The sequence below is a fragment of the Amycolatopsis sp. YIM 10 genome (assembly GCF_009429145.1).
GTDB lineage: Bacteria > Actinomycetota > Actinomycetes > Mycobacteriales > Pseudonocardiaceae > Amycolatopsis.
The window spans coordinates 5,669,899-5,696,833 of sequence record NZ_CP045480.1 but is presented as its reverse complement, the minus strand read 5'-3'; the positions used below and the strand labels follow the sequence as shown (position 1 = coordinate 5,696,833).

The window sequence follows — 26,935 nt, the reverse complement described above, 5'->3', positions numbered from 1 at the left end:
GGTGCCACGCCGGCGCGGTCCCGTATTCCCCAGTCCCTGTTGTAGCGCAGAAGAAGAACGGACCCCGTAGTGGCGGACGAGGGCACCAGCCGCGGTAGCAAGCGGCGCAGGAGGAGCCGTCGGCACAATCCCGACGGCACGATGACGCTCATCGAGCACATCTACGAGTTCCGCAGGCGGCTGGGGTATGCCCTCCTGGCCATTCTCGCCGGTGGCATCTTCGGCTTCATCTGGTTCGCGGTGAAGCTCGGGCCGATCCCGTCACTCGGTGACATCGTCACCGGCCCGTACTGCGCCCTGCCCACCGATGTGCGGATCGAGTTCGACGGCAAGGGCTGCACCCTGCTGCAGACCCAGCCGTTCGAAGCCTTCATGATCCAGTTGAAGGTGGGCATCGTGGCCGGCATGGTGCTGGTCGCGCCGCTGTGGCTGTACCAGCTGTGGGCGTTCATCGCGCCGGGCCTGTACTCCAAGGAACGCAAGTACGCGATGACCTTCGTTGCCTTCGCGAGCGTCCTGTTCGCGGCGGGCGCCGTGCTCGCGTACCTCCTCATCCCCGGGGCGCTGGCGCTGCTCGTCGGCTTCGGCGGCGACGAGTTCGGCACCGCGCTGGCCGGTGACAAGTACATCTCCTTCGTGATCTCGCTGCTGCTCATCTTCGGCGTCAGCTTCGAGCTGCCACTGCTGATCGTGATGCTGAACCAGGTGGGCGTGGTCAAGTACGCCCAGCTGAAGAAGTGGCGCCGCGGCATCATCTTCGCGTTGTTCGTCTTCGCCGCCTTCGCCACGCCGGGCAACGACCCGTTCTCCATGCTGGCGCTGGCCGGGGCGCTGACCCTGCTCTGCGAGCTGGCCATCCAGATCTCGCGGTTCCACGACCGCAAGCTGGACAAGGTCCGCCAGGACGAGGGCTGGGACCAGCTCGACGACGACGAGGCCGCGCCGTTCGAGTACACGCCGAGCAGCATCGACGAGCCGGAGCCGGTGCCCGCCGACAAGGGCAAGCGCGGCAAGTCGAAGACGGACGACATCACGTAGTGGCCGGGCATGCGGCGCTGGCCGTGCACCCGGCCTCCGGCCACGGCGCCGCCGCACGCATCGCGGGCCGGGTGGCCGAGCGCCTGCGTGCCGGGGTCGACCGGCTGGACCTGCTGGTGGCGAACACGGTCGAGGAGTCGCGGGCGCTGATGCACTCGTCGGCCGCGGCCGGGCTCGACCTGCTGGTGGTGCTCGGCGGGGACGGTGCCGCGCACCAGGGTGTGCAGTTCTGCGCCGGGCGCGAGGTGCGGCTGGGCCTGGTCCCGGCGGGCACCGGCAACGACTTCGCCCGCGCGCTCGGCGTCCCGGACGATCCGCTGGCCGCCGCCGACGCGGTGATCAGCGGGGGAGAGCGGCGGATCGACCTGGGCCAGGTGGGCGACTCGTGGTTCGGCACGGTGCTGTGCGCCGGGTTCGACGCGCTGGTCAGCGAACGGGCGAACCGGCTGCGCTGGCCCGACGGCCCGCGCCGCTACGACCTGGCGATCGTCGCCGAGCTGGCCGCGTTCCGGCCGAAACCGCTGGTGGTGCGCACCGAGCACACCACGCTGGAGCTGGAGGCGACCATGGTCGCCATCGGCAACACCGCCTTCTACGGCGGCGGCATCCCGATCTGCCCGGACGCGCGGCCGGACGACGGCCTGTTCGACGTGACCGTGGTCGGCCGTGCGAGCCGTACCGAACTGGTGCGCATGCTGCCGAAACTGCGGGCGGGCAAGCACCTCGGCCATCCGGCGGTGCGGACGCTGCGGGCGAGCGAGGTCGTGCTCGAAGGTGCCGACTGGCCCGCCTACGCCGACGGGGAACCCCAGGGCGCGCTGCCGCGGACCGTGCGCTGCGTACCGGGTGCGCTGCGCCTGGCAACCGCCCGGCCCGCTCAGACCCGGTAGTCGCCGATCTGCCACAGGTGGGCGCGGAACGCGTGCAGCGGGATGACCTGGTCGTTCTCCGGGAAGAAGACCATGCCGCAGCGGTGGCAGAACCAGGCCCGCGACCACACGTCGAGCACGCGCTGCGAACCGTGGCGCATCTTGGTGTTCGCCTGGCCGCGGTGCGAGTACTGCAGGAAGCCCAGCACCGACATGCCGAGGCCGAGCGCGGGCCAGATCCAGGTCCAGAACTGGCCGATGATGCTGATCTGGTCGCCGGCCACGGTGAGCGAGAGCGCGACGATGCCGGACAGGACGGTGAAGATGGTGGCGAGCACGGCGAGCACCAGGTACCCGCTCGCGCCGCGGATCGGCGGCGCCGGGTTCAGCGCGGCGGACACCGCGCTGGTGGCCACCCCGTGGTACGGCGTGGCGTAACCGGTGTTGCCGGTGTAAGCCGGGCCGAGCCCCTGGTAGCTGACCCGGCCGCCCTGGTGCACCGCGGGCACGTGCTGGACCTGGTCCACCTCGCGGCACTGCGGGCAGGCGAGCGGTGACTGCGCGGTTTCCCCGGTGTCCATCGCGGCGGCCCCTCTCGAAGCGATCATGCCGGTGAGATGTCCGGACCCCGCTCTCGGTTCCCGGCCTGCCGAATGCGCGCCGCCCGGGTGGTGTGAAACGCTGAGATCGTGTCCGACAGCTCCGCTCTCTCGCCAGCCGAAGCCTACGGCCGGGCCAGGCGCCGTTCCAGCTTTCCGCAGCTGACCAGGTTCGCGGCCGAGTCCGCCTTCGTTTTCGACGACTTCCAGCTCCGCGGGTGCGAGGCGCTGGAAGAAGGCCACGGTGTGCTGGTCTGCGCCCCGACCGGGGCGGGCAAGACGGTGGTCGGCGAGTTCGCCGTGCACCTGGCGCTCGCCGAGGGCCGCAAGTGCTTCTACACCACGCCGATCAAGGCGCTGTCGAACCAGAAGTACACCGATCTGGTGGCCCGGCACGGCAGCGACGCGGTCGGCCTGCTCACCGGCGACACCGCGATCAACGGCGGCGCGCAGATCGTGGTGATGACCACCGAGGTCCTGCGCAACATGCTCTACGCCGGGTCGTCGACCATCGACGAGCTCGCCTACGTGGTGATGGACGAGGTGCACTACCTCGCCGACCGGTTCCGCGGCGCGGTCTGGGAGGAGGTCATCCTGCACCTGCCCGAGCACGTGCGCGTGGTCGGGCTGTCCGCGACGGTGAGCAACGCCGAGGAGTTCGGCGAGTGGCTGGTCGCGGTGCGGGGTGACACCACCGTGGTGGTCGACGAGCACCGCCCGGTACCGCTGTGGCAGCACATGCTGGTCGGCGGCCGGATGCTCGACCTGTTCGCCGGGGACACCGGCCATGACACCGAGCTGCAGATGAACCCGACGCTGCTGCGGCGCGTCGAGGAGGTCGGCGCGCGGTTCGCCACGCCGTACGCGCTGCGGCACGGCCGCGGCCGCCGTGGCGCGCCGCCGCGCGGGCCGCGGTTCCGCCCGCCGTCGCGGGTCGAGGTGGTCGAACAGCTCGACGGCGCGGGCCTGCTCCCGGCCATCGTGTTCATCTTTTCCCGTGCGGGCTGCGACGCCGCGGTGGCGCAGTGCGCCCGCTCCGGGCTGCGGCTGAACACCCCGGAGGAAGCCGCCGAGGTCCGCAAGGTGATCTCCGCCCGCACCGGTGACCTGCCCGAGGGCGACCTGGGCGTGCTCGGGTTCTGGGAGTGGCGCGAGGCACTGGAGCAGGGCATCGCCGCCCACCACGCGGGCCTGCTCCCGGCGTTCAAGGAAACCGTGGAGGAGCTGTTCGTCCGCGGCCTGGTCAAGGTCGTCTTCGCCACCGAGACGCTGGCACTGGGCATCAACATGCCCGCGCGCACCGTGGTGCTGGAGAAACTGGTCAAGTACAACGGCGAAGCGCACGTCGACCTGACGCCCGGCGAGTACACCCAGCTGACCGGGCGCGCCGGCCGCCGCGGCATCGACGTCGAGGGGCACGCGGTGGTGGTGTGGCAGCCCGGCGTGGACCCGAAGCAGGTCGCCGGGCTCGCCTCGACCCGGACCTACCCGCTGCGGTCCTCGTTCCGGCCCGGCTACAACATGGCCATCAACCTGGTCGCCCAGCTCGGCGCCGAGGAGGCCCGCACGCTGCTGGAACAGTCCTTCGCGCAGTTCCAGGCGGACCGGTCGGTGGTCGGCACGGCCCGCCGGATCGAGAAGAACACCGAGGCGCTCAAGGGCTATCGCGAGGCCATCACCGGCGACTTCGACGAGATGCTGTCCTATGTGGAGCTTCGGAAGAAGATCTCCGACCGGGAGAAGGCGCTGGTCCGGCAGAACACCTCGGCCCGCCGCGCGCAAACCACCGCCTCGCTGGAAAAACTGCGCAAGGGCGACGTGATCGCGGTGCCGCAGGGTCGCCGCGCCGGGCTGGCCGTGGTGGTCGATCCCGGCCTCGACCCGCTGCGCGAACCGCGGCCGGTGGTGGTCACCGAGGACCGCTGGTCCGGTCCGCTGTCGGTGGCCGACTTCCCGGCGCCGGTGGAGTCGCTGGGCCGGATCCGGCTGCCCAAGCACGTCGAGCTGCGTTCACCGAAGACCCGCCGCGACATCGCCTCCAGCCTGCGCAACGCCGGGATTTCCCTGCCGGGGCGCGGAAAGCGGCGCACCGGGGCGAACGACGACGGTGAGCTGGCCGCACTGCGCCGGGCGCTGCGCGCACACCCGAGCCACGGCTTGGCCGAGCGTGAGGCGAACCTGCGCTGGGTCGAGCGCTACCAGCGGCTCGCCGCGGAGAACGCCCAGCTGGAGCGGAAGGTCGCGGCCACGACGCACTCATTGGCGCGCGCCTTCGACCGGATCCTGCGCCTGCTTTCGGAACGCGGCTACCTCAGCGACGACAAGGAAGCCCCGGTCAACGAGCACGGGCAGCGGCTGGCACGGCTCTACAGCGAGTCCGACCTGCTCGCCGCGGAGTGCATCCGCAACGACGTGTGGTCCGGGCTCAACCCGGCCGAGCTGGCCGCGGTGGTCTCCACGCTGGTCTTCGAGGCGCGCCGCGATTCGGCGGGTGAGCCGAGGTTGCCGCAGGGCGCGGTGACCGAGGCCTGGCAGGAGACCGTGCGCCTGTGGGCGGATCTGGCCGAGGACGAGCGCAGGCACCGGCTCGACCGCACGCGCGAGCCGGACGCCGGATTCGCCTGGCCGGTCTACCGGTGGGCACGGGGGGAATCGCTGGAGAAGGTGCTGACCTCGGCGGAGGCCAACGGCCAGGAACTGTCCGCCGGCGACTTCGTGCGCTGGTCACGGCAGGTCATCGACATCCTGGACCAGATCCGCGTGGTGCTCGGCAAGTCCGATCCGGTGGGCGCGACGGCGGCCGACGCGGTGCGCGCGGTGCGCCGCGGCGTGGTCGCGGCGGGCGCGAACTGAGATCCGGCCTGATCGCGGGGGCCATTCGTTACGTGAATTGCACCCCGGCCTGTGGTTGGATCGCCGGGGACGAGCACACCGGAATTTCGCGGAGGCGAGAGATGAGCACGCCGTACGGCGGCAACGACCCCCAGCAGTGGGCCCAGCAGCAGCCGGGCTATGGCGGGGGAGCACCGCAGGGCACGCCATCGGGCGGCTTCCCCGCCCAGCCACCGCAGCAGCCCGGTTACCCGCAGCAGGGCGGCTACCCGCAGCAACCGGCCTACGACCCCAACCAGCCGCAGGGCTACCCGCCGCAGCAGCCGCAGTACGGGCAGCAGCCGGGTGGTTATCCGCAGCAGCAGCCCGGGTACGACCCCGGCCAGCAACAGCAACAGCAGCAGCCGTACGACCCGAACCAGCAGCAGTACGGCCAGCAGCAGCCGGGGTACCCGCAGACCGGGCCGCAGCCGCAGTACGGGCAGACCGCGCAGTACGACTTCCAGCAGCAGCAGGGCTATCCGGGACAGCAGCCGGAGGTCAGGAAGAAGTCCGGCAAGGGCCTGTGGATCGGCCTCGGCGCGGTGGTGGTGATCGCGCTGGTCGCGGTGGCGCTGCTGGTCTGGCCGGCCCCGTTCAACAAGAAGGTCTTCGACAACGTCGCCATGCAGGACGCGGTGAAGAAGGTGCTCACCGACAACTACCAGGTGCAGGGCGTCGAAGGGGTGACCTGCCCGGAGAGCAAGGAAGTCAAGAACGGCACCGGGTTCGACTGCGAGGCCAAGATCGGCGGGGACACCAAGACGGTGCCGATCAAGGTGGTCAACGAGGAGGACGGCACCTACGAGGTCGGTACGCCCAAGTAATTGGGTGGCACCGATCGGGGGTGCCCGCGAGGATCGACCCATGAGTGACTTCACCCCGCGCGTACTCGGCGCGGACGAGCTGCGGGCGGCGAACCAGCTGTTCCGCGCGGCCCTGCACCTCCCGGCATCCGGTGACGAGGAGTGGGAGCGCACCGGTTCGCGGTGCTACCAGCCCGGTCGCACGCACGGTGTGTTCGGCGCCGGTGACGAGCGCCCGATCGGTACCGCCCGGTCGATGGACGCGGAGCTGACCGTGCCGGGCGGGCGGCGGGTGCCCTTCGCCGCGGTCACCGGGGTCGGGGTGCGCCAGGACCGCACGCGCCGGGGCGTGCTCAGCGAGCTGATGCGCGCGCAGTTCGAGGACTTCGCCGCGCGCGGGGTGCCGCTCGCCGGGCTGTACGCCACCGAGGGCCGCATCTACGGCCGGTTCGGCTACGGCGTCACCACCGTCGCTCGTTCGTACACAGTGGACAGCAAGCGGGTGGTGCGCCAGGAAGTGCCGCGTGGCGGGGAGATCGAGCTGCTGGACGTGGAGGCGGCGGTCGAGCGCCTGCCCGCGCTCTACGCGAGCCTGCCGCCGCACGGGCCGGGGCACCTGACCCGGGGCGACGCGTGGTGGGCCGGTTGCGAGGCCGGATTCCGGCGCAGTGACAAGCCGATCGTGACCGTGGTGCACCACGGCGAAAACGGCCCCGACGGGTTCGCCAGCTACTACGCCGATCGTGCCTTCGACAGCGAAAGCGCGCTGCACCTGGAAATGCTGCACGCGGCGAACGACGTGGCACTGGCCGGGCTGTGGCGCTACCTGGCCGGGGTCGACCTGGTCGACCAGATCGACGCCCCGTACCGGCCGGCGGACGAGCCGCTGCCGCTGCTGTTCGAGGATCCGCGCAGCGCCAAGGTTTCCGGTGCGCCGGACGAGCTGTGGCTGCGGCTGGTCGACGTGCCCGCGGCGCTGGCCGCCCGTGCCTACGGGCCGGGTTCGCTGGTGCTCGAGGTGACCGACGCGGTGCTCCCGGCCAACGCGGGCCGGTACCTGATCGACGGTGGTGAGGTCACCCGCACCGACCGCCCGGCGCAGCTGCGCCTCGGCGTGACGGAGCTGGCGATGCTCTACCTCGGCACCTGGACGGCCACCGCGCTCGCGGCGGCCGGACGCGCCGAGGCGCTGGACGCGGCCGCCCCCGCCGTCGCGGACGACCTCTTCGGCACGCGCGCTGCCGCCTGGTGCGGTAGTTTCTTCTGACCTTGCCGATCAACGAACAGCGGGGGTACGCGCGTGCGGTGGCGCCTACTGGGATGGGGTCTCGCGGCTGTGGCGTCGGCCGGATTGCAGGCGGGCTGTGAAAGCGCACCCGAGCAACCGCCGTCGCCGCCCGCCGCCTCGTCCGTTCCACCCCCGGCCGTCACCACCACCTCGGCCACCCCGGTGAGCTTCAGCCCGCAGCCGAAGCTGTTCGACCACGGCGCGGTGGCGCGGGGCGTGCGCCAGGTGCTCACGCAGAGCTTCCAGGTCACCGAGCTGGGCCCGGTGGTCTGTCCGCCGGCCCAGCCGGTGCGGGCCGGGCACAGCTTCGAGTGCCAGGCCCAGATCGGCGCGGAGCAGCGGTCCGTGCCGATCACGGTGAAGACCGACGAGGGCGAATATGAAGTTGGTGCCCCCGGATAGATTCGGATCATGAACGAGCTGAAGGTCCGCGCGATCAACGAGGGGGAGCGGCGGGCGGTCTACGGCCTGCTGGCCGAGGCACTGCACGCGAGCCCGCCCGACGACACCAACTGGGAGCGGGTCGAGCGCTCGTTCCCGGCCGACCGCACCCTGGCCGCCTTCGACGGTGCCACCCCGGTCGGCATGGCCAGTTCGTTCGCCACCTCGATCGCCGTGCCCGGCGGGAAAACCCTGCCCGCGGCGGCGGTCGACGGAGTGGCTGTGCGAGCCGACCACACCCGCCGCGGGATCGTCACCTCACTGCTGACCGAGCAGTTGCGCGACTGCGTGCGCCGCGGTGACCTGGTCGCCGCGCTGCACGCGAGCGAGGCGACCATCTACGGCCGGTTCGGTTACGGCCCGGCCGTGCTCGGTCAGAGCCTGCGTATCGTCAACTCGCGCGCGGTCCTGCGTCCCGAGGCGCCGTCGAGCGGGCGGGTGCGCCTGCTCGACGAGGACGAGGCGATCGGCCTGGTCCCGAAGCTGTACCGGCGGATCGGGCCGCACCGGCCGGGCATGATCGAGCGGCCGGACCTGTGGTGGCCCGCCTACCACAACCGGCTGGTGCGCGGCGGCGGTGGCGAGCACCGCGTCGCCGTGCACACCGGCCCCGACGGCGAGGACGGGTACGTCGTCTTCCACACCAGCAACCAGCAAGCGCCCGACGATTCCCAGTTCAAGGTCGTGCTGGAGGTCCGCGACCTGCAGGCCGCCGATCCCGCCGCGGCGATCGGCCTGTGGCGGTTCCTGATCGGCATGGACCTGGTCGCCGAGATCCGCGCGCCCGCGCGCCCGGTCGACGAACCCCTGCGCGCGCTGGTCACCGACCTGCGTGCGGTGCAGACGACCGGCTTGGAGGACCACAACTGGCTCCGCCTGCTGGACGCGGGCGCGGCGCTGGCCGCGCGCACCTACCGCGAGGCGCCGCCGGTGGTGTTCGGCCTCGAGGACAAGCTGCTGCCGGAGAACACCGGTGCCTACCGGATCTCCGCCGACGGTGCCACGAAGACCGAGGCGCCCGCGCAGCTCCGGATGACCGCCGACGTGCTGGCGATGCTGTACCTGGGGGAGTGGACGGCGAGCGCGCTCGCCGGGGCGGGCCGGATCACCGTCGCCGACCCGGCCGCGCTGCCCGCCGCGGACGAGCTCTTCCGCGTCGGCGTCCGCCCCTGGTGCGGTACCTACTTCTGAGCCGCGGCCACCGGCAGTGCCTTGAGCAGCCGGTCCACCGAGGTGCCCAGGCCCCAGCGTTCCGCCAGCTCGGCGACCCGTGCCGGGTCGGCGGGCTCGGCGGGCACGTGGTCGGGGCGTGACATCTTCACCGGCGCGTCCGCGGCCACGCGCACCACGGTCGGGGCGGCGGCGAGGTACTCGGCCGACTCGGTCAGCCGGATGCGGGTCTTGAGCGGCAGGCCCTTGTCGGCGTTGCGCCCGGCTTCGATCAGCGCTTCGAGCGAGCCGTACTGGGTGATCAGCTTCGCCGCGGTCTTCTCGCCGATGCCCGGCACGCCGGGCAGCCCGTCGGACGGGTCGCCGCGCAGGGCCGCCATGTCGGCGTAGGCCGCGCCCGCGTTCTCCACCGGCACGTTGTACTTCGCCGCCAGCGCCGCCGGGTCGAGGATCTCCTTCTTCATCCAGCCGCGGCCGACGTAGACCACCTTCGCCGGGGTCGGCTCGTCGCGCACCAGCTGGAACAGGTCGCGGTCACCGGTGATCACCTCGACCGGTGACTCGGTCTCGTGCACGGTCAGCGCGCCGATCACGTCGTCGGCCTCGTAACCCGCGGCCTCGGCGGTGGCCAGGCCGACCGCCTCCAGCAGGTCGAGAATGATCGGCACCTGCGGGCTGAGCGTGTCCGGCACCTCTTCGGCGTTGACCTCCTCGTCGGCCACGCGGTGCGTTTTGTAGGTGGGCAGCAGGTCCACCCGGAACTGCGGCCGCCAGTCGGCGTCGAGGCAGGCGACCAGCCGTGACGGCTTCCGCTCGGTCAGGATGCGCGCGACGGTGTCGGTGAACCCGCGCACGGCGTTCACCGGGGTGCCGTCCGGCGCGGTCATCGACTCGGGAACGCCGTAGAAGGCACGGAAGTAGAGGCTGGCGGAGTCCAGCAGGGCCAGGGGTGCGGTCACCCGCAACAGCCTGCCACGAAACCGGCGCCGGGGTTCTCCCGGATTGCCGGGTTGATCGCAGAGAACTCTTTGCAGAGGGTGCTCTGCGGTCTAGCATGGCGCGCATGGGACGGAAGACCACCGAGCTGGACGCGCGGATGCTGCGCGCGCTGGCGCACCCGCTGCGGATGCGCCTGCTCGAACTGCTCCGCGTCGACGGCCCCGCGACGGCGTCCGGGCTGGGCAAGCGGCTGGGGGAGAGTTCGGGCACCACGAGCTGGCACCTGCGCCAGCTCGCCGAACACGGGTTCGTCGAGGAGGACACCGACCGCGGCAACCGCCGCGAACGCTGGTGGCGCGCGGTCCACGACAGCCACAACCTCAGCGTGAACCAGTTCGCCGGCGACCCCGACCTCGCCGGACCACTGAACAGCTACGTGATGAGCTCACTCGAACGCCGCTACGAACGAGAGGTCCGGTTCTTCGGCGAGGCCGAGAAGTGGCGCGAGCCGTGGGGTGACGCGCCGACCTTCAGCGACTACAACCTCTCGCTCACGCCGGAGGAGGCCCAGGCGCTCTCCGCCGAGGTGAACGAGCTGATCGACAAGTACCGGCGCGCACCGAGGGAAGGTGACAGCGCCGCGGTCGCGCACTGGGCCGTCTTCCCCCGCGACCACCACCCGGAGGAGCCGTGAGGAGGCCGCTCGCCGCACTGGTCGCGTCCACCGCGGTCTCCTCGGTGGGCGCGGCGATGACCCTGGTCGCCGTGCCGTGGTTCGTGCTGCACACCACCGGCAGCGGCGCGCAGACCGGCATGGTGGCCGCGGCCGAGGCGCTGGGCCTGCTGCTCTCGGTCGCGCTGGCCGGTCCGCTGGTCGACCGGTACGGCGCCCGCCGGATGAGCGTGCTCGCGGACCTGTTCGCTGCCGTGTCGGTGGCCGCGATCCCGTTGGTGCACGGCACGCTGGGGCTGTCGCTGCCGGTGCTGATGGTGCTCTCGCTGGCGATCGGCGCGGGCCGTGCCCCGGCGCGCACGGCCAAGCAGGTGCTGCTGCCCGCGACCGGGGCACCGATCGCGCGCGGGGCGAGCGCGCAGGAAGCCGTGCAGCGGCTCGGCGACCTGCTGGGCGCGCCCGCCGGTGGCGTGCTGATCGCGCTGCTGAGCCCGCCGCCGGTGCTGCTGCTCGACGCGGCCACCCTGGTCGCCGCCGCCGCGCTGGTCGGCTTCTTCGTCCCAAAAGGACAGTCGGACTCCCGCCGGGTGAAATCGGGTTATCTGCGGGAACTGCGTGAGTCCGCGGTCGCGCTGCGGCGGGACCGGCTGCTGCTGGCGCTGTGCCTGCTGTGCGCGGGGACCAACGCGCTGGGCATCGGACTGTTCACCGTGCTGCTGCCCGCCTACGGCACGATGGTGTGGCACGACAGCACGATCGTGGGACTTGTCATCGCTGCCAGTGGTGCCGGTGGACTGCTCGGCTCGCTGGTCTTCGGCTGGCTCGGCCCGCGCTGGCGCCGCCGGCCCACGTTCACCATCTGCTTCCTGCTCTGCGGTCCGCCCGCGTTCGCGCTGGTGGCCGCGGACCTGCCGCCCGCGCTGCTGGTGGCCGCGATCGGGGTGACCGCGCTGGCGAACGGCCCGCTCAACCCGCTGATCGCCGCGGTGAAGTTCGACCGCGTGGCGCCCGGGCTGCGGGGCCGGGTGTTCGGCGCGATCAGCTCGGTGGCGCTGGCCGCGATGCCACTGGGCAACCTGGTCGCCGGGGTACTGCTCGACGCCGCCGGGCTGAGGACCGCGCTGCTCGCGCTCGGCGGCGCGTACCTGCTGCTCACCTTGTGCCCACTGCTGTTCCGGGTCTGGCGCGAGCTCGACGCACCCCCGCTGGTGACGCTGGGACCGGGCCCCGCAGGCTAGGATCCGGGCCATGGCACGCCGATCCCTGCACACCCCAGCCCCCGATGCCCCAGCCCTGCGCGCCCGCCTCGACCGCGCGAAGCGAGCCGCGGCCGCCGCGGACACCGACGCTCTGGTGATCGCGCCCGGATCGGACCTGCGGTACCTGATCGGCCAGGCCGGCGGCTCGTTCGAGCGGCTCACCGCGCTGGTGGTGCCCGCCGACGGCACCCCGGCGCTCGTGGTGCCGAAGCTCGAGGCGCCGGGTTACGCCGACGTGCCGACCGGCGAGCTGGGAGTCGAGGTGCACACCTGGGTGGACGGCGAGGACGCCTACCGCCTGGTGGCCGGGCTGCTCGGCAAGCCGGGCCGGGTCGCGGTCAGCGACTTCACCCCGGCGCTGCACGTGCTGGGCCTGCGCGAGGCGATCGCCGGTGCCGAGCAGGTGCTGGCCGGTCCGGTGGTCCGCGAGCTGCGGATGCGCAAGGACGCCGCGGAGATCGCGTCGCTGCGCCAGGCGGGCGCGGCGATCGACCGGGTGCACGCCAGGGTGGCCGAATGGCTCAAGCCGGGCCGCACCGAGGCCGAGGTCGGCGCGGACATCGCCGCGGCGATCGTGGAGGAGGGCCACACCGAGGCGGCGTTTGTCATCGTCGGCTCCGGGCCGAACGGAGCCAGCCCGCACCACGACGTCTCGGACAAGGTGATCGAGGACGGTGACGTGGTGGTCGTCGACATCGGCGGCCCGCTGCCCGACGGCTACAACTCCGACTCCACCCGCACCTACGTGCTCGGCAAGCCGCGCGACGCCGACGTCGCCGAGACCTACGCGGTGCTCCAGCGGGCGCAGCGGGCGGCGGTCGAAGCGGTGCGCCCCGGCGTGACCGCCGAGTCGATCGACGCCGCGGCCCGCGACGTGATCGCCGACGCCGGGTTCGGCGAGTACTTCATCCACCGCACCGGGCACGGCATCGGCCTCGACGTGCACGAGGAGCCGTACATCATCAAGGGCAACGCGCTGCCGCTGGAGCCGGGCATGGCCTTCAGCGTCGAGCCGGGCATCTACCAGGCCGGGCGCTGGGGCGCGCGGATCGAGGACATCGTGGTGGTCACCGAAACCGGGGTGGAGGCGGTGAACAACCGGCCGCACGAGCTGGTCGCGCTTTGACCGCCCCGCTGGAGCCGCTCGACCAGGCGATCGCGCGGGAGCTGGCGGCCGACGGCCGGTGCAGCTTCACCGATCTGGCCGAGCGGGTAGGGCTGTCGGTGTCCGCGGTGCACCAGCGGGTCAAGCGGCTGGAGCAGCGAGGGGTGATCCGGGGGTACTCGGCGCGGCTGGACGGCGCGCAGATCGGCCTGCCGCTGACCGCGCTGATCTCGCTCACCCCGAACGACCCGGCCGCGCCGGACGACTACCCGACGCGCCTGCAGCACATCACCGAGATCGAGTCCTGCTACTCGGTGGCCGGCGACGAGTCCTACATCCTGCTGGTGCGGGTGGCCTCGCCGCTGGGGCTGGAGGACCTGCTGCGCCGGATCCGCGAGGCGGCGAAGGTGTCCACGCGGACCACCGTGGTGCTGTCCACCCCGTTCGAGGGCCGCTCACCGACGCTATGACCACCGCCGGACGGCTGGTACGGTAAAAGGTATGGCAACGCGTAAGGTCACATTGTCGCTGGACGCCGGGGCGCTCGAGTTCGCCGAACGGGCCGCGAAGGCCCATGGCATCTCCGTGTCGTCCTGGCTGTCCAAGGCCGCCCGCCGGGAGGCCGTCCGCACCGGGTACACCCCGCACGTCCCGCAGGCCGCCCCGCAGACCGAGGCACTGGCGCTCGCCGACGAGCTGGAGCGCGCTCGTGCGGAGGAGGACCTGCGTGCGGAGGGGTGAAGTCTGGACGTACCACCCCCCGACCGAACCAGCTCGTCAGCGCAACGTCCTGCTGCTGTCCTCGGACGGCGTGAACGACTCCGAGCGGCCGTGGCTGCTCGGCACCGAGCTGCTCGACCGCGATCCCCAGGACATTCTCGGGGTGGCGGTGGACGGGCGGTACTGGATCTCCACGCTCAATCTGACCAGGCTGTACCGGCCCTGGCTCGACGAACGCATCGCCGAGGTGGGCCTGGACGTGCAGGAGCGCATCGATATCGCCCTGCGAGCGGCACTGGATCTCTAGCGGGTCAGCCCGCCGTGGGCCATGGCGTCGCTTCGACCAGTTCTTCCGGGGCCGACAGGCGCCACGCCTCGTAGACCAGTTCGGAAAGCTCGTCGGCCTCGATGCCGGACAGGTACACCACCACCCAGCCGAAGCCGCCGGTGGTGAACTGCACCTCGAACACCTCCGGCCGCTCGGCGACCAGCGCCTGCTGCTCGGACAGCGTCTGCTTCAGCCCGACCGTCTGCGTGCGCGGCCAGTAGTACCCGAACCGCTTGCCGCGCACGCTGTACGAGGTGTACTCGCTGCCCTTGCCGCGCTGGATTTCGGCCAGCGCGTCCACCATGCGCTGGAACTCCTCGCCGCGCACACCCACGTCACACCCCCAAGTTCAAGGGTTCCCATTCTAGGGTCAGGGTGCCTTGAGCAGACCCGCCACCACCCGGCGGACCTTGGGCACCGCGTCCTCGTCGCCCAGGCGGAGGGCGGTGTTCGCCGCGCACAGCACGGCGTCGAGCTGGAAGGCGGCGAGTTCGGCGTCGAGGTCCTGGATCTCACCGGCGTCGACGGCGTTCCGCAGCTCCGTGGCGAGCAGGTGCTGCCAGTCGCGCTGGTCGCGGAAGAGGGCGTCGCGGACCGGGCCCGGCTTGCTGTCGAACTCGGCGACGTTCGCGGCGCGGAAGCAGCCGCCGGGGAACAGCGGCACGGTCACGTACACAACCCACTGCTCGATCAGCGCCCGCAGCCGATCGGCCCCCGGCGCGTGCCCCTCGGTGGGGCGCACGACCGCGTCGAGAAAAGCCTTGCGGGCCGTCTCCACCGCCGCCAGTTGCAGTTTTTCCTTGCTGCCGAACAGGGCCTGCACGCCGCTCTTGCTCATTCCGAGCGAAGTGGCGATCCGGCCGATGCTCATGGCGTTGAGCCCGTCGAGCGAAGCCATGTCCACCGCGTGGCGGACGATCATCTGCCGGGTCCGGGCGCCGCGGAGCAGCCGGCCGTCGGGAATGGTCACCGATTCATCCTGGCACAAACCGCTTGAGCAAACAATACGAACGGTCGTATGTTTAGTTTCATGACCACCATGCTCACCGAGGGCACCGACCCCTTCTGCCTGTCCACGCCCGAAGCGGCACGCCTGCTCGCCGGCGCGCCCTGGCGCAGATTCGCCTCGGTGGGCGACAGCCTGGCCGCGGGCACCGGCGGCCCGAGCCCCGGCTACCTGCCCCTGCCGTGGGCCGATCGGGTGGCCGCCGCGCTGCGCGAGGTCCGCCCGGACCTCGTCTACCGCAACACCGGCACGGTCGGCGCCACCACCGGCCGGACCCTCGCGCACCAGCTCGACGGCCTGCTCTCGTTCGAACCCGACCTCGTCCACCTCTCCTGCGGGGCCAACGATCTCTGGCGGCCGGAGCCGGATTTCGCCGTCATAGAAGGAAATCTGCGACAGTTGTTCGAGGCGGCCGCCGGGACCGGTGCCCGGCTGACGACCTTCACCCTCGGCCGGGCGTTCACCGTGCCGGACTTCCCCGACTTCGCCGAGCGCGTCATCACGCTCAACGCGCTGACCCGGACCATCGCCGCCGAGCATGACGCGCTCGTGATCGACATGTGGGACCACCCGGTGAACGACCGCCCGGACCTGATCGGCGCCGACGGCATCCACTTCGCCGCGGCCGGGCAGGCGGTGCTGGCAGCGGAGGTGATCCGGCGGTTAGCGAGTGTTTGACAGTGGTGGTTTGCGTGGCGGTGCGGGTGGCGGAACCTCAGGCGTCTTCTCGCTCCGGGATCTTCACCTCATGAATAACCGATTCACCACGGTGAAGCTGTCCTCGCGAGAAGACGCCTGAGAACCCGCGCGGTGCCGGTTGACGGCCCACAGCAAGCGGCTCCGCCGCTTACAAAGCACTGCCTAGCTCTTGCTCGGGCGTCGGTGGAGGAGGTCGAATCGGGACCACATGGCTTCGGCCGCTTCGATCGACTCGCTGGTGCGCGCCGGGTCGACGGCCGCGAGTTGAGCGACGATCGCCTGCACCAGTGCCATGCCCGCGGTCAGTGACGGGAAGAAGGTGACACCTTCCGCGGGCACCATCAGCACCTGGTCGGCCGCGCCCGCCAGAGCGGGGCTTGCAGCGTCGGTGACCGCGAAAACCTTGGCACCACGGCGTTTCGCTTCGTCGGCGGCGAGCACGGTGCTCTCGTACAGGCGCCAGAAGCTGATCGCGACCAGCACGTCCTCGTCAGTCAGCTTCGCGGTGTGGTTGGCGAGTTCCGCGTCCCCGGCCGTCACCGCCTGCACGTCGTAACCGGCGAGGCGGGCGTTGTGCGCGAAAGCGATCCCGACCGCCGCGTAACTGCCGTCGGCGATCACCACGGTCCGGCGCGCGGCCGCGACCGACTCGGCCACCACCTTGATGGCGTCCTCGTCGAAGCGGCGGTTCAGCAACGCGAGGCTGTCCAGGTCCCGGCGCAGGGAAGCCGACGCGGGCGAGCCGACGCCGTTGTGCTCCTCGGCGACCTGTGGCGCGCTCAGCGAGGAGAGGTAACGCGCCCGCAACTCCTGTTGCAACGCGGGCCAGCCGGCGAAGCCCAGCGCCTGCGCCGTCCTGGTCACCGTGGCCACGTTGACCCCGGCGAGCTGGGCCAGTTCCCCGGTCGAACCGAACGAGGCCCGGCGCGGCTGGGACACCAGGAGTTCCAGCACCGCCGCCGATCGCGGACGCAGGCCGCGGGCGGGCAGGCGGCCGCGGAGCCACGTCTCCAGGCCGTCGTCGGTTTCGGTGTCCGTCACGGCGCCAACCGTAACGCACCGTTCACCACATGCAACAACTATTGCAAGTATCGAGATATGCAGTATAGCTTGTCGGCATCTCGGACATGGAGGGCGCGCGATGACGCTCCTGGCACGACTCGATCGGCTCCCGCTGAGCCGTCCCCACTACGCGCTGCTGTTGATCGGCGGCCTCGGTTACACCTTCGACGGCATGGACTCGGCCGTGGTCGCGTTCCTGCTGCCCTCGGTCAAGGAGGTCTGGGACCTCGACAACGGTCAGCTCGGGCTGATCGGCTCGGCCACCCCGTTCGGCTTCCTCTTCGGCGCGATCGCGGCGGGCCTGCTCGGCGACCGCATCGGCCGCAAGAAGGTGATGATGTACGCGCTCGCCTTCTACGCGGTGTTCTCGGTGGTCGCCGCGTTCTCGCCGAACTACGAGATCTTCCTCGGCGCGCGGGTGCTGGCCGGAATGGGCGCGGGGGCGGAAAGCGCGATCATCGCGCCGTTCCTGTCCGAGTTCGTACCGGCGAAGCGCCGCGGCTGGTTCGTCGGCGCGCTGGCCGGGTTCTTCTCCTTCGGCTTCGTGGCCGCCGCGCTGATCGGCCGGTTCGTCGTGTCGGCCTCGCCGGATGGCTGGCGGATCGCGCAGGTGATCACCGCGCTGCCGATCGTGATGCTGCTGTGGTGGCGGCGATCCCTGCCGGAATCCCCGCGGTTTCTGATGATCCAGGGCCGGGAGGCCGAAGCCGAGCAGGTGGTGGCCAAGCTCGAACGCGACGTGGAACGCGCGACCGGGCGCCCGCTGCCGCCGCCGGAGCCGACCGAACTGCGGCCCGCCACCGAAACGCCGAAGGTCAACCTGCTCACCGCGCTGCGCTTCCTGTGGAGCCGGGCGATGCGGCGGCGGACGGCGGTGATCTGGACCGTCTGGTTCGTGATCACCTTCTCCTACTACGGTTTCTTCTCGTGGATCCCGACGCTGCTGGTCGAGCGCGGCATCACGGTCACCAAGAGCTTCGAGTTCTCCATCATCATCTACCTGGCCCAGATCCCCGGGTACTTCTCCGCGGCCTGGCTGTCCGAGCGGCTGGACCGCAAGCGCACCATCGCGCTGTACCTGACCGGCTCGGCGGTCAGCGCGTTCTGGCTGAGCCAGATGGACGCGCCGTGGGCGATCACGCTGGCCGGCGCGGTGCTGTCGTTCTTCCTCAACGGCACCTACGCCGGGGTCTACTCCTACACCCCCGAGGTGTTCCCGACCTGGATCCGCGCCACCGGCACCGGGCTGTCCAGCGCCTTCGGCCGGGTCGGCAGCATCCTGGCCCCGACCATCATCGGCCTGTCCGCGGCCAGCCTCGGCTTCGGCGGGGTGTTCGGCCTGACCACCGCCGTGCTCGCGGCCGGGGTGCTGTGCGTGCTGGTGTTCGGGCTGTCCACCGCCGGGCGCTCGCTGGAAGAACTGACCGAACACGGCGCCGCCGTTTCAACCGCCGAGGAGATGAAGAAGTGACCCCACTGTCCACACTGTCCACTGTGGAGGACCGAGTGCGCGCCGCGGTGGGGGTGAAGTTGTTCACCGTGCTGGCCTGGGTGCCGGAGCGTCAGGCGCTGCGGCGCGTGCACAGCAGTCATCCCGGTCAGTACCCGGTCGGCGGGGAGAAGACCGTGGAGGTCGCGCGTGGCTGGCTCGACGAGTGCATCACCGGGCAACGGCCGTTCTTCGGCCCGGACGCCGAGGCGGTGCGCGAGATCTTCGCCGACCATGAACTGATCGCGGAACTCGGCTGCGGCGCGGTGATCAACGTGCCGGTGGTCGACGACGAAGGGCGGACGCTCGGCGTGCTCAATCTCCTTGACGCGGAAGGAAGTTACGACCGGTACTCGGTCGAGAAGGCGGTGTCGCTGGCACCGCTGGCCGTGTCCGCGCTGCGCGACGAGGTGATCCGGTGAGTTCACTGCTGCTCCGCAACGCCCGGCTGCTCGACCCGGCGGCGGGTGAGTACGTCGAGGGCGACCTGCGTTGCGCCGACGGCCGGATCGTCGAGACCGGCAGCGGGCTCAAGGCCGGCGACGTCCGGACGATCGATGTCCAGGGCGGGGTGGTGGTGCCGGGCCTGGTCGACGCCCACGTGCACGTCACCGCGTCGACCGCGGACCTCGGTTCGCTGCCCGCGCAGTCACCGTCCTATGTGGCCGCGCACGGCATGAACACCATGGGGCGCATGCTCGAACGCGGATTCACCACTGTGCGTGACGCCTCCGGCGCCGACTTCGGCCTGGCCGACGCGCAGGCGGAGGGGCTGTTCCGCGGGCCGCGCCTGCTGTTCTGCGGCCGGGCGCTGAGCCAGACCGGCGGACACGGTGACAGCCGGGGCCGTGGCACGAACCGGCACGACGATCACCCGTGCTGCGCCGGGCTCGGCCGGATCGCCGACGGCGTGGACGCGGTCCGCGCGGCGGCGCGCGACGAACTGCGCAAGGGCGCGCATCACCTCAAGGTGATGGCGTCCGGGGGAGTGGCGTCGCCGACCGACCGGATCGACTCCGTGCAGTACTCCGCCGAGGAACTCCGCGCCATCGTTGAAGAAGCCGAGGGCGCGAACCGGTACGTGGCCGCGCACGCCTACACCGCGCGTGCGGTGAACCGGGCGCTGGAACTGGGCATCCGGTCGATCGAGCACGGCAACCTGCTCGACGACCGCAGCGTGGAACTGTTCCTGGAGCACGACGCGTTCCTGGTGCCCACGCTGGTCACCTACTGGGCGCTCAAGGAGGAGGGCCGCGAGCACGGGCTGCCCGAATCGAGCTGGCGCAAGGTGGACGAGGTGCTCGGCGCCGGGCTGGAAGCGCTGGAGCGCGCGGCGCGCGGCGGGGTGAAGATCGTCTACGGCTCGGACCTGCTCGGCGGCATGCACCGGCACCAGAACCACGAGTTCCGGCTGCGGGGCGAGGTGCAGCGGCCGCTCGACGTGCTGCGATCGGCCACGTCGGTGGCGGCCGAGCTGGTCGGCATGACCGGCGAGATCGGCACGCTGGCGCCGGGGGCGCACGCGGACCTGCTGGTGCTGGACGGGGATCCGCTGGCCGACATCGGGGTGCTGGCCTCGCCGGAGCGGTTCCGCGCGGTCATCCAGGGCGGCTTGCCGGTCTGAACAGCCCAGCCCGCCGCCGCCGTTCGGCGCACTTTCACTGGTTCAGTGCAGACTTTCGTTGACGTTTGACGAAAGTACTCCCTAAGGTCATGTGACCTGCGCTACACCCGGTCCCCAGGGAGTGAAACATGCGCCTGCCAGTGCTGTTAGCCGCGTTGCTCGTGGCCGGTTCGGGACCGTTGCTGGTACCCGGACCGGCGGCGGCGCAGATCCCGCCCCAGGAACCAGGAGTGACCCTGCGCGTGTACGACGTGCAGGTCGGGCTGAGCAAGCTGTGCACGCTCAAGGCTGGGCAGACGCCCAACGTGGACAAGCTGATGCCGGTCATCGATTGGTCCACCACCGAGAATTTCGGCATCGCCGACAACTTCGTCTCGGAGGTGACGGCGAATCTCGACGTACCGAGCGACGGCACCTACAAGTTCCGGCTGACCAGCGACGACGGCTCCCGGCTGCGGATCGGTGACAACGTCGTCATCGATCACGACGGGCTGCACGAGCCGACCGCCAAGGAAGGTTCGGCCGATCTGACCGCCGGGTACCAGCCCCTGCGCATCGACCACTTCGACGCCTCCTACGACCAGGTGGTCAAGCTCGAATGGCAGCCGCCCGGCGCCACCGGCTTCACCGTGGTGCCGAACTCCGTGCTCAGCACCGACGCCGACGTGGTCAGGGTGACCGCGCCCGGCCGCAAGGAGTGCGAGGCGGGCACCGATTCACCGGGCGACGGCCTGCCGCTGACCGGGGTGCACCCCGGCCTCACCCTGACCAACCTGCGCCCGGACGGCTTCGAACCGCAGGTCAGCGCGATGGACTGGCTGCCGGACGGCAGGCTGGCGATCGCCACCTGGGGCGGTACGGACAACGAACTCGGCGAGGTCCACCTGCTCAGCGGGGTCTCGGGCAACACCGACCCGTCGAAGGTGCGGACGCAGAAGATCGCCGAGGGCCTGAAGGAGCCGATGGGCCTCAAGTTCGTCGACGGCAAGCTCTACGTGTCCGAAAAGGACGGGCTGACCGAGCTGAACGACACCAACGGCGACGGGGTCACCGACAACTACCGCACGGTGGCGACCTGGCCGTACGGCGGCAACTTCCACGAGTTCGCGTTCGGCCTGCTGTACAAGGACGGGGACTTCTACCTGAACCTCTCGGTGTCGATCAACTACGGTGGCGCCACCACCGATCCGCAGCCGGCGCCGAACCGCGGCACCACGATCAAGGTGAACAAGAACACCGGTCAGGTGTCCTATGTGGCCGGTGGGCTGCGGACCCCGCACGGCATCGGCTGGGGTCCCGGCGGCGACATCTTCGTCACCGACAACCAGGGCGGCTGGCTGCCCTCGTCGAAACTGCTGCACGTCAAGCAGGACCGCTTCTTCAACCACTACATGAATCCCGACGGCCCGTTCGACGACCGCGCGGTGACCCAGCCGGTGCTGTGGCTGCCGCAGAACGAGATCGCGAACTCGCCAAGCAACCTGCTGCAGCTGCCGGACGGCCCGTTCGCCGGTCAGCTGGTGTTCGGGGACGTGACCTACGGCGGGCTGCAGCGCGCGCACCTGGAGAAGGTCAACGGTGAGTACCAGGGCGCGGTGTTCCGGATGACGCAGGGCCTGGAGTCCGGGGTCAGCCGGATCAGCCTGGGCCCGGACGGCGCCATCTACACCGGCGGCATCGGGGCGGGCGGAAACTGGGGCCAGCCCGGCAAGCTCAGCCACGGCCTGCAGAAGCTGACGCCGAACGGCAACGCGGGCTTCGACATCCTCGCGATGCGCGCCATCGAGGGCGGCTTCGAAATGGAGTACACGCAGTCGCTTTCGGCCGAGACCGCGCAGGAACTCGCGACGAAGTACCAGGCCACGCAATGGCGGTACGTGCCGACCGCGGACTACGGCGGCCCGAAGGTCGACGAGCAGAAGCTGACCGTGTCCTCCGCGACCCTTTCCGCCGACGGCAAGAAGGTCACGCTGAAGATCCCCGGGCTGAAGCCGGGACACGTGGTGCACGTTCGCTCGCCCCGGCCGTTCGCGGCGGAATCCGGTGCGGCGCTGTGGAGCACCGAGGCGTGGTACACGCTGAACTCGCTGGTCGGCGGCGCGGGTCAGGCCACCGAGTACGAGGCGGAGACGGCGGGCCTGAGCGGTGGTGCCGCGGCCAACACCAACCACCCCGGCTACTCCGGCACCGGTTTCGTGGACGGTTACTGGAACCAGGGCGCGTCCACCGCGTTCACCGTGAACGTGCCGAGCGCGGGTGAGCACAACGTCGGCCTGCGGTATTCGAACGGCCCTGATCCGTTCTCCGGCAGCAAAACCGTGAGCGTCTACGTCAACGGCACGAAGGTGCGGCAGACGAGGCTGGCGAGCACGGTCGACTGGGACACCTGGGCGACGCACACCGAATCGCTCGCGCTCCAGGCCGGGAACAACACGGTGACCTACCGGTTCGACAGCGGCGACGACGGCAACGTCAACCTGGACAAGATCAGTGTCGCGCCGGTGCAGCGGATTCCGCTGTTCAACGGGTCCGGTTTGGACGCTTGGGAGGCACGGTCCGGTGGCGCGGCGACCTGGCCGGTGGCGAACGGCTCGATGGAATCGCTCGGTGGTGACATCCGCACCAAGCAGAAGTTCGGCGACTTCAAGCTGCACGCCGAATGGCTGGAGCCGCAGTACCCGCCGGAGGTGACCGGTCAGGCACGCGGCAACAGCGGGGTGTTCCTGCAGGAACGGTACGAGGTGCAGGTGCTCGATTCCTTCGGGGACAACACACTTGCGTCGGACGAGGCCGGGGCCATCTATTCGAAGCGGGCGCCGGACAGCAACCGGGCGACCGCGCCGAACACCTGGCAGACCTACGACATCACCTTCCGCGCGGCGCGGTTCGACGCCGCCGGCAACAAGATCGCGAACGCGCGGGTGACGGTGGTGTGGAACGGTGTGGTGGTGCACAACGACGTGGAGATCGACGGGATCACCGGCGGTAACAGCCTGCCGGAGGGCCCGTCACCCGAATCGGTGCTGCTGCAGGACCATGGGGACGCGGGCGAGAACCCGCGCTTCCGGAACCTGTGGATCGAGCCGCTCGGCTGACCCTCGAGCGGGGTTCAGCCGAGCCGCTCGACCAGTTCCGGAACCCACTCCACGTACTCGACCTCCGCGCCGTCCCGGTGCCGGGCGTAGAGGAACCGGCCGGTGGGACCGGCGGTTTCCGGCGTGGTGATGGTGGCGCCGGCGGCGGCCAGCGTGCGCTGCAGCTGATCGAGGTCGTCGACCACCACGGTCGCGGTGGCGTGCGCGTACTTCGCGCGTTCGTGCTCGGGACCGGCGATGACCAGGAAGTCGCCGATCGCGGCCAGTTCCACGCCGTGGAACGCCAGCCGGAGGCCGGGTTCGGCGCCGGTAAGTTGGCGCAGCAGGGGCAGGGCCTCGTCGAGGTGCTCGGCCCAGAGGCGGGCGTATGTTCTCCGGATGCTCACGAGCCAACGGTAGGAACCGCGTCCCGCGCGCGGAAGAACGCACTTTTTGGTGAGAGGGGTGCTCGATGGGATCCGAGCAGGCCACAGTGGACGCGGTGGCGTACGAAATCTTCCACGGCGTGTCCGGGAAGTGGGCGCTGCCGGTGATGAACCTGCTCGGCGAGGGCACGCTGCGCTTCAACGAACTGCACGCCGCGGCCGAAGGCATCAGCCACAAGATGCTCACGCAGACGCTGCGCGGTCTCGAACGGGACGGTGTGGTGCGGCGGCTGGTGCACCCCACCGTCCCGCCGAGGGTCGACTATTCGCTGACCGAGGCCGGGCAGGCGCTGCGCGGCACGATCAACGGGCTGTGCGGGTGGACCCGCCGCTACCTCGAACAGATCGAGGCCGCCCGCACCCGCTTCGGCTGACTCATGCCGTAGAAGACGCTGCCACCAGCGGACGGCCGAGTGCGGCGGAGAACCCGTCCACCACCCGGTACAGCTCGGTGGCCGTGGCCGGGTCCAGCCGCAGCCCGTCCGGCGCGGGCTCGATGTGCCGGTCCAGCACGAACCAGCCGGGCACGATGTGTCCCGCGCCGAGCGAGGACAGCACCGGCCGCAGCGCGTAGTCGATGGCCAGCACGTGCGCGGTGGTGCCGCCGGTGACCACCGGCAGCACCACCTTGCCCGCGAGCGCGAACTGCGGCAGCAGGTCGAGCAGCAGTTTCAGCAGCCCGCTGTAGGCCGCCTTGTACACCGGCGAGGCCACCACCAGCCCGTCCGCCGCCGCGATCGCGCCGACCACCTCCGCGATCGCCGGATCCGCCGCGTGCCCGTGCGCCAGCGGTTCGGCGGGCAGATCGCGGACCCGGACCGCGCCGACCGCGTGCCCGTGGGCGCGCAGCCGGTCGGCGAGGTGGTCGGACAGCGCGGCGGTGCGCGAGGTGGCCGACGGACTGCCGGACAGCACGAGGATCGACGACATGACGGGCCCCTTCGCTCAGGTGTACCAGGTGGGCTCGGGCAGTTCGCCGAGCAGTGCGTACCGCCCGACCTCGGCGCGCTTGTAGGCCACCGGGTCGTGCAGGCTGTGCGTGCGGATGTTGCGCCAGAAGATGTCCAGCCCGACCGAGTTCGCGCTGGCCCTGGCCCCGGTCACCTCGAAGACCCTGCTGCCGATCTCCAGCCCGGTGTCGATGGCCCGCTGCTTGGCCGCGGCGACCACCACCGCGGCCTCACCGCGCTCGGCCTCGGTGACCGAGTCCGCGTGCGCGTTGATCGCCTCGATCGCCGCCGCCGCGCGTTCGGCGAGTGCTTCCGCGGCCCACAACTTGGCCTGCAGATCGCCGTAGGCGTCGAGGACGTAGAACTCCTCGGTGGCGGACTCCTTGTTGTCCCCGCCGTAGGGCCACGGTCGTGTCCGGTCCCGCGTGTAGGCGGTCGCGGTGGTCAGCGCGCCGCGGGCGATGCCGAGGTAGAAGTTGGTGAACACCAACTGGATCAGCGGCACGTTGAGCGTGTTGTAGGTGCGCGGCCGGAACTCCTTGCCCACGTAGCCCGCGGCCTGTTCCCACGGCACGCGGACACCGCGGATCTCCACGCTGCCGCTCTCGGTGAGCCGCTGCCCGAGGTTGTCCCAGTCGTCGTTGAACACGATGCCCTCCTGCGCGGACGGCACGATCGCGAAGATGTGCTTGTCCGTGCCGGTGAGCACGCCTTCGAGCACGGTCACGTCGGAGACTTTGCTGCCGGTGGAGAAGGACTTGCGGCCGTTGAAGACGATCTCGTCGCCCTCGTCGGTGATGGTGAGGTCGTTGTCGCGGGGATTGACCGCGCCGCCGAAGAACCAGCGCTCGCGCGTGGCCTGCTCTTCGACCGCGGCTATCTGTTCCGGGGTGGCGACCAGGCGCGCGGCCCACGCCCACAGGTAGTGGTAGCCGATCAGCTGGCCGATCGAGCCGTCGCCGGTGGCGATCTCGCGGATCACCCGGTACGCGGTGGTCCAGTCCTGTCCGCCGCCCCCGTGCTCGGTCGGGCCGAGCAGGGTGACCAGCCCGGCGTCCTTGAGCAACCGGACCTCGGCGTGCGGGGTGCGGCCCGCGCGCTCCCGGTCCACCGCGTCGGCGGCGAGCACGGCGGCGACCTCGCTCGCGCGGGCCACCCAGCCGGCGGAGTCGGCGGGCGCGGGCCGGGTGCTCCAGTCGGTGTGCGCGGTGGTGGTCATCGGAGTCCTCCCACGGGTTCCGGGGTGCCGGCGCCGGGGACCAGCCCGGCCTCCAGTTCGCGGACGATGGGCAGCACGTGCGTGCCGAAGTACTCGACCTCTTCGAGGTAGTGCAGGAAACCGAGCAGCAGCAGGTCCACCCCGCGCCGCTTGTACTCGACGATCCGGTGGGCGATCTGCTCCGGGGTGCCGATCAGCTTGCTGCGGAAGCCGTCGTTGTACTGCACCAGATCCTCGAACTCCGAATCCGACCACATGCCGCGTTTGTCCGAAGTGGAGCTTCCGGCCTGGCGGACCGCGTCGCGGAAGCCGTGCACCGCGTCGACGTCGGCCTTGGCCACGATCTCGCGCAGCGTTTCCTTCGCCTCGGTTTCGGTGTCCCTGGCGATCAGGAAGGCGTTGAGTCCGAATCGGACGGTGCGACCGTGCTCCCGCGCGGTCCGGCCGACCTCGTCGATCTGCTCGGTGACCCCGTCGAAGTCCTTGCCGTTGCTGAAGTACCAGTCGGAGACACGACCGGCCATCGCCCTGGCCGCGGTCGAGTTGCCGCCCTGGAAGATTTCGGGCTGGTGCAGTGGTTTCGGCTTGAGGTCGTAACCACGCAGGCGGTAGAAGTCACCGGCGAACTCGGCGCTGTCCTCGCTCCAGCTGGCCCGGAGCACGCGGATGAACTCCTCGGCGCGGCGGTAGCGCTCGTCGTGTTCGAGCCAGTGTTCGCCGAGCGCGGTGAACTCGCCCTTGAACCAGCCGCTGACCACGTTCACCGCGGCGCGGCCGCCGGAGAGGTGGTCGGCGGTGGTGAGCAGCTTGGCCAGCACCGCGGGGTGCCACAGGCCGGGGTGCACCGCGGCGATCACCTTCAGCCGTTCGGTCGCCAGCAGCAGGGCGAGGCTGAAACTGGTGGATTCCTGCTGGTAGGCGGCGCCGTAGCTGGCCATGTAGCGGACCTGGGAAAGGGCGTACTCGAAGCCGTTGTGCTCGGCGAGCACGGCGAGGCGCTTGTTGTAGTCGTAACTCCAGTCGGTGCGCTGTTCGATCTTGCTCGTCACCAGGCCGCCGCTGACGTTGGGCACCCAGTAGGCGAACCGGAGTGGTTCGTCGAGATGATGTGCTGCGGGCATGTTCGTGCAACTCCCGGGGGTGGAAGGGATGTGGCCGAGGTGTGCTCAGCGCGGACAACCCTGTCCGGCGATGCGCGCGAAATCGAGGTGGCGCCGCCGCGTGAAGTTCCACCGGTGCGTTGACATGGGCGGAGTCTAA

At 70.8% G+C, this 26,935-nt stretch carries 28 protein-coding genes; 19 read left to right on the top strand and 9 right to left on the bottom strand.

Annotated features, from left to right (window positions below; genetic code table 11):
- Positions 1 to 141: 141 nt before the first annotated feature.
- Together tatC and YIM_RS27040 are read left to right on the top strand one after the other, a co-directional pair.
- On the top strand, positions 142 to 1,038 hold the full coding sequence (tatC, locus tag YIM_RS27045) for a twin-arginine translocase subunit TatC (RefSeq protein ID WP_153033008.1): 897 nt from the start codon (positions 142 to 144) through the stop codon (positions 1,036 to 1,038).
- Positions 1,038 to 1,928, top strand: coding sequence for a diacylglycerol kinase family protein (locus YIM_RS27040; RefSeq protein ID WP_153033007.1), 891 nt, complete (start codon positions 1,038 to 1,040; stop codon positions 1,926 to 1,928). Before tatC ends, YIM_RS27040 begins: the two co-directional genes overlap by 1 nt.
- On the opposite strand, the gene YIM_RS27035 is transcribed toward YIM_RS27040, so the two are convergent.
- Positions 1,916 to 2,515, bottom strand: coding sequence for a hypothetical protein (locus YIM_RS27035; protein ID WP_153033006.1), 600 nt, complete (start codon positions 2,513 to 2,515; stop codon positions 1,916 to 1,918). The two genes, YIM_RS27040 and YIM_RS27035, sit on opposite strands and share 13 nt — an antisense overlap.
- Positions 2,516 to 2,596: 81 nt before the next feature.
- Here YIM_RS27035 and YIM_RS27030 point away from each other — a divergent pair, with 81 nt between their 5' ends.
- The 5 genes from YIM_RS27030 (at position 2,597) to YIM_RS27010 (ending at position 9,103) form a co-directional block, all read left to right on the top strand.
- On the top strand, positions 2,597 to 5,359 hold the full coding sequence (locus tag YIM_RS27030; RefSeq protein WP_153033005.1) for an RNA helicase: 2,763 nt from the start codon (positions 2,597 to 2,599) through the stop codon (positions 5,357 to 5,359).
- A 101-nt stretch (positions 5,360 to 5,460) separates the two neighbouring features.
- The gene (locus tag YIM_RS27025; RefSeq protein WP_153033004.1) at positions 5,461 to 6,204 is read left to right on the top strand and encodes a DUF4333 domain-containing protein; all 744 of its coding nucleotides are present in this window, start codon (positions 5,461 to 5,463) and stop codon (positions 6,202 to 6,204) included.
- Positions 6,205 to 6,244: 40 nt separating this feature from the next.
- Positions 6,245 to 7,450, top strand: a complete 1,206-nt coding sequence (locus YIM_RS27020; RefSeq protein WP_153033003.1) for a GNAT family N-acetyltransferase — start codon at positions 6,245 to 6,247, stop codon at positions 7,448 to 7,450.
- A gap of 69 nt (positions 7,451 to 7,519) precedes the next feature.
- On the top strand, positions 7,520 to 7,873 hold the full coding sequence (locus YIM_RS27015; RefSeq protein ID WP_194239761.1) for a DUF4333 domain-containing protein: 354 nt from the start codon (positions 7,520 to 7,522) through the stop codon (positions 7,871 to 7,873).
- A 9-nt stretch (positions 7,874 to 7,882) separates the two neighbouring features.
- A complete protein-coding gene (locus YIM_RS27010; RefSeq protein ID WP_153033001.1) occupies positions 7,883 to 9,103 on the top strand; it encodes a GNAT family N-acetyltransferase in 1,221 nt (406 codons plus the stop codon).
- On the opposite strand, the gene YIM_RS27005 is transcribed toward YIM_RS27010, so the two are convergent.
- Positions 9,094 to 10,041: a 5'-3' exonuclease gene (locus YIM_RS27005; protein ID WP_153033000.1), complete on the bottom strand. Its 948-nt coding sequence runs from the start codon at positions 10,039 to 10,041 to the stop codon at positions 9,094 to 9,096. The two genes, YIM_RS27010 and YIM_RS27005, sit on opposite strands and share 10 nt — an antisense overlap.
- Before the next feature lie 104 nt (positions 10,042 to 10,145).
- Here YIM_RS27005 and YIM_RS27000 point away from each other — a divergent pair, with 104 nt between their 5' ends.
- Genes YIM_RS27000 through YIM_RS26975 form a run of 6 tightly spaced genes read left to right on the top strand, consistent with a single transcriptional unit; the run spans position 10,146 to position 14,085 of the window.
- Entirely contained in the window at positions 10,146 to 10,715 is a 570-nt protein-coding gene (locus YIM_RS27000) for a winged helix-turn-helix domain-containing protein (protein WP_228004047.1), read from the top strand.
- Positions 10,712 to 11,932, top strand: coding sequence for an MFS transporter (locus YIM_RS26995; RefSeq protein ID WP_153032998.1), 1,221 nt, complete (start codon positions 10,712 to 10,714; stop codon positions 11,930 to 11,932). Before YIM_RS27000 ends, YIM_RS26995 begins: the two co-directional genes overlap by 4 nt.
- A 10-nt stretch (positions 11,933 to 11,942) precedes the next feature.
- Complete coding sequence (locus YIM_RS26990) at positions 11,943 to 13,079, top strand: Xaa-Pro peptidase family protein (RefSeq protein WP_153032997.1); 1,137 nt, start codon at positions 11,943 to 11,945, stop codon at positions 13,077 to 13,079.
- Positions 13,076 to 13,528: an Lrp/AsnC family transcriptional regulator gene (locus tag YIM_RS26985; protein ID WP_153032996.1), complete on the top strand. Its 453-nt coding sequence runs from the start codon at positions 13,076 to 13,078 to the stop codon at positions 13,526 to 13,528. The genes YIM_RS26990 and YIM_RS26985 overlap by 4 nt, the downstream gene beginning before the upstream one ends.
- A 31-nt stretch (positions 13,529 to 13,559) precedes the next feature.
- Positions 13,560 to 13,799, top strand: coding sequence for a hypothetical protein (locus YIM_RS26980; RefSeq protein WP_153032995.1), 240 nt, complete (start codon positions 13,560 to 13,562; stop codon positions 13,797 to 13,799).
- Positions 13,786 to 14,085, top strand: coding sequence for a hypothetical protein (locus YIM_RS26975; RefSeq protein ID WP_113692199.1), 300 nt, complete (start codon positions 13,786 to 13,788; stop codon positions 14,083 to 14,085). The genes YIM_RS26980 and YIM_RS26975 overlap by 14 nt, the downstream gene beginning before the upstream one ends.
- A 4-nt stretch (positions 14,086 to 14,089) precedes the next feature.
- On the opposite strand, the gene YIM_RS26970 is transcribed toward YIM_RS26975, so the two are convergent.
- The gene (locus YIM_RS26970; RefSeq protein WP_153032994.1) at positions 14,090 to 14,440 is read right to left on the bottom strand and encodes an MmcQ/YjbR family DNA-binding protein; all 351 of its coding nucleotides are present in this window, start codon (positions 14,438 to 14,440) and stop codon (positions 14,090 to 14,092) included.
- Positions 14,441 to 14,476: 36 nt separating this feature from the next.
- Positions 14,477 to 15,076 (bottom strand): TetR/AcrR family transcriptional regulator, encoded by a 600-nt coding sequence (locus YIM_RS26965; protein ID WP_228004046.1) that lies wholly within the window; start codon positions 15,074 to 15,076, stop codon positions 14,477 to 14,479.
- Between the two features lie 60 nt (positions 15,077 to 15,136).
- Between YIM_RS26965 and YIM_RS26960 the strand changes: the two genes are divergently transcribed.
- Entirely contained in the window at positions 15,137 to 15,790 is a 654-nt protein-coding gene (locus tag YIM_RS26960; RefSeq protein WP_228004045.1) for an SGNH/GDSL hydrolase family protein, read from the top strand.
- 183 nt (positions 15,791 to 15,973) lie between these two features.
- Here the strand turns inward: YIM_RS26960 and YIM_RS26955 are convergent, their stop codons facing one another.
- Complete coding sequence (locus YIM_RS26955; protein WP_153032992.1) at positions 15,974 to 16,852, bottom strand: MurR/RpiR family transcriptional regulator; 879 nt, start codon at positions 16,850 to 16,852, stop codon at positions 15,974 to 15,976.
- A gap of 100 nt (positions 16,853 to 16,952) precedes the next feature.
- Between YIM_RS26955 and YIM_RS26950 the strand changes: the two genes are divergently transcribed.
- From YIM_RS26950 to YIM_RS26935, 4 genes are all read left to right on the top strand, one after another.
- On the top strand, positions 16,953 to 18,344 hold the full coding sequence (locus YIM_RS26950; RefSeq protein WP_153032991.1) for an MFS transporter: 1,392 nt from the start codon (positions 16,953 to 16,955) through the stop codon (positions 18,342 to 18,344).
- The gene (locus tag YIM_RS26945) at positions 18,341 to 18,784 is read left to right on the top strand and encodes a GAF domain-containing protein (RefSeq protein WP_228004044.1); all 444 of its coding nucleotides are present in this window, start codon (positions 18,341 to 18,343) and stop codon (positions 18,782 to 18,784) included. The genes YIM_RS26950 and YIM_RS26945 overlap by 4 nt, the downstream gene beginning before the upstream one ends.
- A complete protein-coding gene (locus tag YIM_RS26940; RefSeq protein ID WP_153032990.1) occupies positions 18,781 to 19,986 on the top strand; it encodes an amidohydrolase family protein in 1,206 nt (401 codons plus the stop codon). The genes YIM_RS26945 and YIM_RS26940 overlap by 4 nt, the downstream gene beginning before the upstream one ends.
- Before the next feature lie 128 nt (positions 19,987 to 20,114).
- Positions 20,115 to 23,081 (top strand): family 16 glycoside hydrolase, encoded by a 2,967-nt coding sequence (locus YIM_RS26935; protein WP_153032989.1) that lies wholly within the window; start codon positions 20,115 to 20,117, stop codon positions 23,079 to 23,081.
- Positions 23,082 to 23,095: 14 nt separating this feature from the next.
- Here YIM_RS26935 and YIM_RS26930 read toward each other — a convergent pair whose 3' ends face one another.
- Entirely contained in the window at positions 23,096 to 23,467 is a 372-nt protein-coding gene (locus YIM_RS26930; protein ID WP_153032988.1) for a VOC family protein, read from the bottom strand.
- A 65-nt stretch (positions 23,468 to 23,532) separates the two neighbouring features.
- Between YIM_RS26930 and YIM_RS26925 the strand changes: the two genes are divergently transcribed.
- Complete coding sequence (locus tag YIM_RS26925; protein WP_153032987.1) at positions 23,533 to 23,880, top strand: helix-turn-helix domain-containing protein; 348 nt, start codon at positions 23,533 to 23,535, stop codon at positions 23,878 to 23,880.
- A 1-nt stretch (position 23,881) separates the two neighbouring features.
- On the opposite strand, the gene ssuE is transcribed toward YIM_RS26925, so the two are convergent.
- Genes ssuE through sfnG form a run of 3 tightly spaced genes read right to left on the bottom strand, consistent with a single transcriptional unit; the run spans position 23,882 to position 26,796 of the window.
- Positions 23,882 to 24,436, bottom strand: a complete 555-nt coding sequence (gene ssuE, locus YIM_RS26920; protein WP_153032986.1) for an NADPH-dependent FMN reductase — start codon at positions 24,434 to 24,436, stop codon at positions 23,882 to 23,884.
- A gap of 15 nt (positions 24,437 to 24,451) precedes the next feature.
- The gene (locus tag YIM_RS26915) at positions 24,452 to 25,675 is read right to left on the bottom strand and encodes an acyl-CoA dehydrogenase family protein (RefSeq protein ID WP_153032985.1); all 1,224 of its coding nucleotides are present in this window, start codon (positions 25,673 to 25,675) and stop codon (positions 24,452 to 24,454) included.
- Positions 25,672 to 26,796: a dimethylsulfone monooxygenase SfnG gene (gene sfnG, locus YIM_RS26910; protein WP_153032984.1), complete on the bottom strand. Its 1,125-nt coding sequence runs from the start codon at positions 26,794 to 26,796 to the stop codon at positions 25,672 to 25,674. The genes YIM_RS26915 and sfnG overlap by 4 nt, the downstream gene beginning before the upstream one ends.
- Positions 26,797 to 26,935 lie beyond the last annotated feature (139 nt).

Excerpts from the sequence above, each read along its gene's own strand:
- tatC (WP_153033008.1), top strand. The coding sequence starts at position 142 with ATGACGCTCATCGAGCACATCTACGAGTTCCGCAGGCGGCTGGGGTAT.
- YIM_RS27035 (WP_153033006.1), bottom strand. The coding sequence starts at position 2,515 with ATGATCGCTTCGAGAGGGGCCGCCGCGATGGACACCGGGGAAACCGCG.
- YIM_RS27025 (WP_153033004.1), top strand. The coding sequence starts at position 5,461 with ATGAGCACGCCGTACGGCGGCAACGACCCCCAGCAGTGGGCCCAGCAG.
- YIM_RS27020 (WP_153033003.1), top strand. The coding sequence starts at position 6,245 with ATGAGTGACTTCACCCCGCGCGTACTCGGCGCGGACGAGCTGCGGGCG.
- YIM_RS27010 (WP_153033001.1), top strand. The coding sequence starts at position 7,883 with ATGAACGAGCTGAAGGTCCGCGCGATCAACGAGGGGGAGCGGCGGGCG.
- YIM_RS27000 (WP_228004047.1), top strand. The coding sequence starts at position 10,146 with ATGGGACGGAAGACCACCGAGCTGGACGCGCGGATGCTGCGCGCGCTG.
- YIM_RS26990 (WP_153032997.1), top strand. The coding sequence starts at position 11,943 with ATGGCACGCCGATCCCTGCACACCCCAGCCCCCGATGCCCCAGCCCTG.
- YIM_RS26980 (WP_153032995.1), top strand. The coding sequence starts at position 13,560 with ATGGCAACGCGTAAGGTCACATTGTCGCTGGACGCCGGGGCGCTCGAG.
- YIM_RS26960 (WP_228004045.1), top strand. The coding sequence starts at position 15,137 with ATGACCACCATGCTCACCGAGGGCACCGACCCCTTCTGCCTGTCCACG.
- YIM_RS26950 (WP_153032991.1), top strand. The coding sequence starts at position 16,953 with ATGACGCTCCTGGCACGACTCGATCGGCTCCCGCTGAGCCGTCCCCAC.
- YIM_RS26935 (WP_153032989.1), top strand. The coding sequence starts at position 20,115 with ATGCGCCTGCCAGTGCTGTTAGCCGCGTTGCTCGTGGCCGGTTCGGGA.
- YIM_RS26925 (WP_153032987.1), top strand. The coding sequence starts at position 23,533 with ATGGGATCCGAGCAGGCCACAGTGGACGCGGTGGCGTACGAAATCTTC.
- ssuE (WP_153032986.1), bottom strand. The coding sequence starts at position 24,436 with ATGTCGTCGATCCTCGTGCTGTCCGGCAGTCCGTCGGCCACCTCGCGC.
- YIM_RS26915 (WP_153032985.1), bottom strand. The coding sequence starts at position 25,675 with ATGACCACCACCGCGCACACCGACTGGAGCACCCGGCCCGCGCCCGCC.
- sfnG (WP_153032984.1), bottom strand. The coding sequence starts at position 26,796 with ATGCCCGCAGCACATCATCTCGACGAACCACTCCGGTTCGCCTACTGG.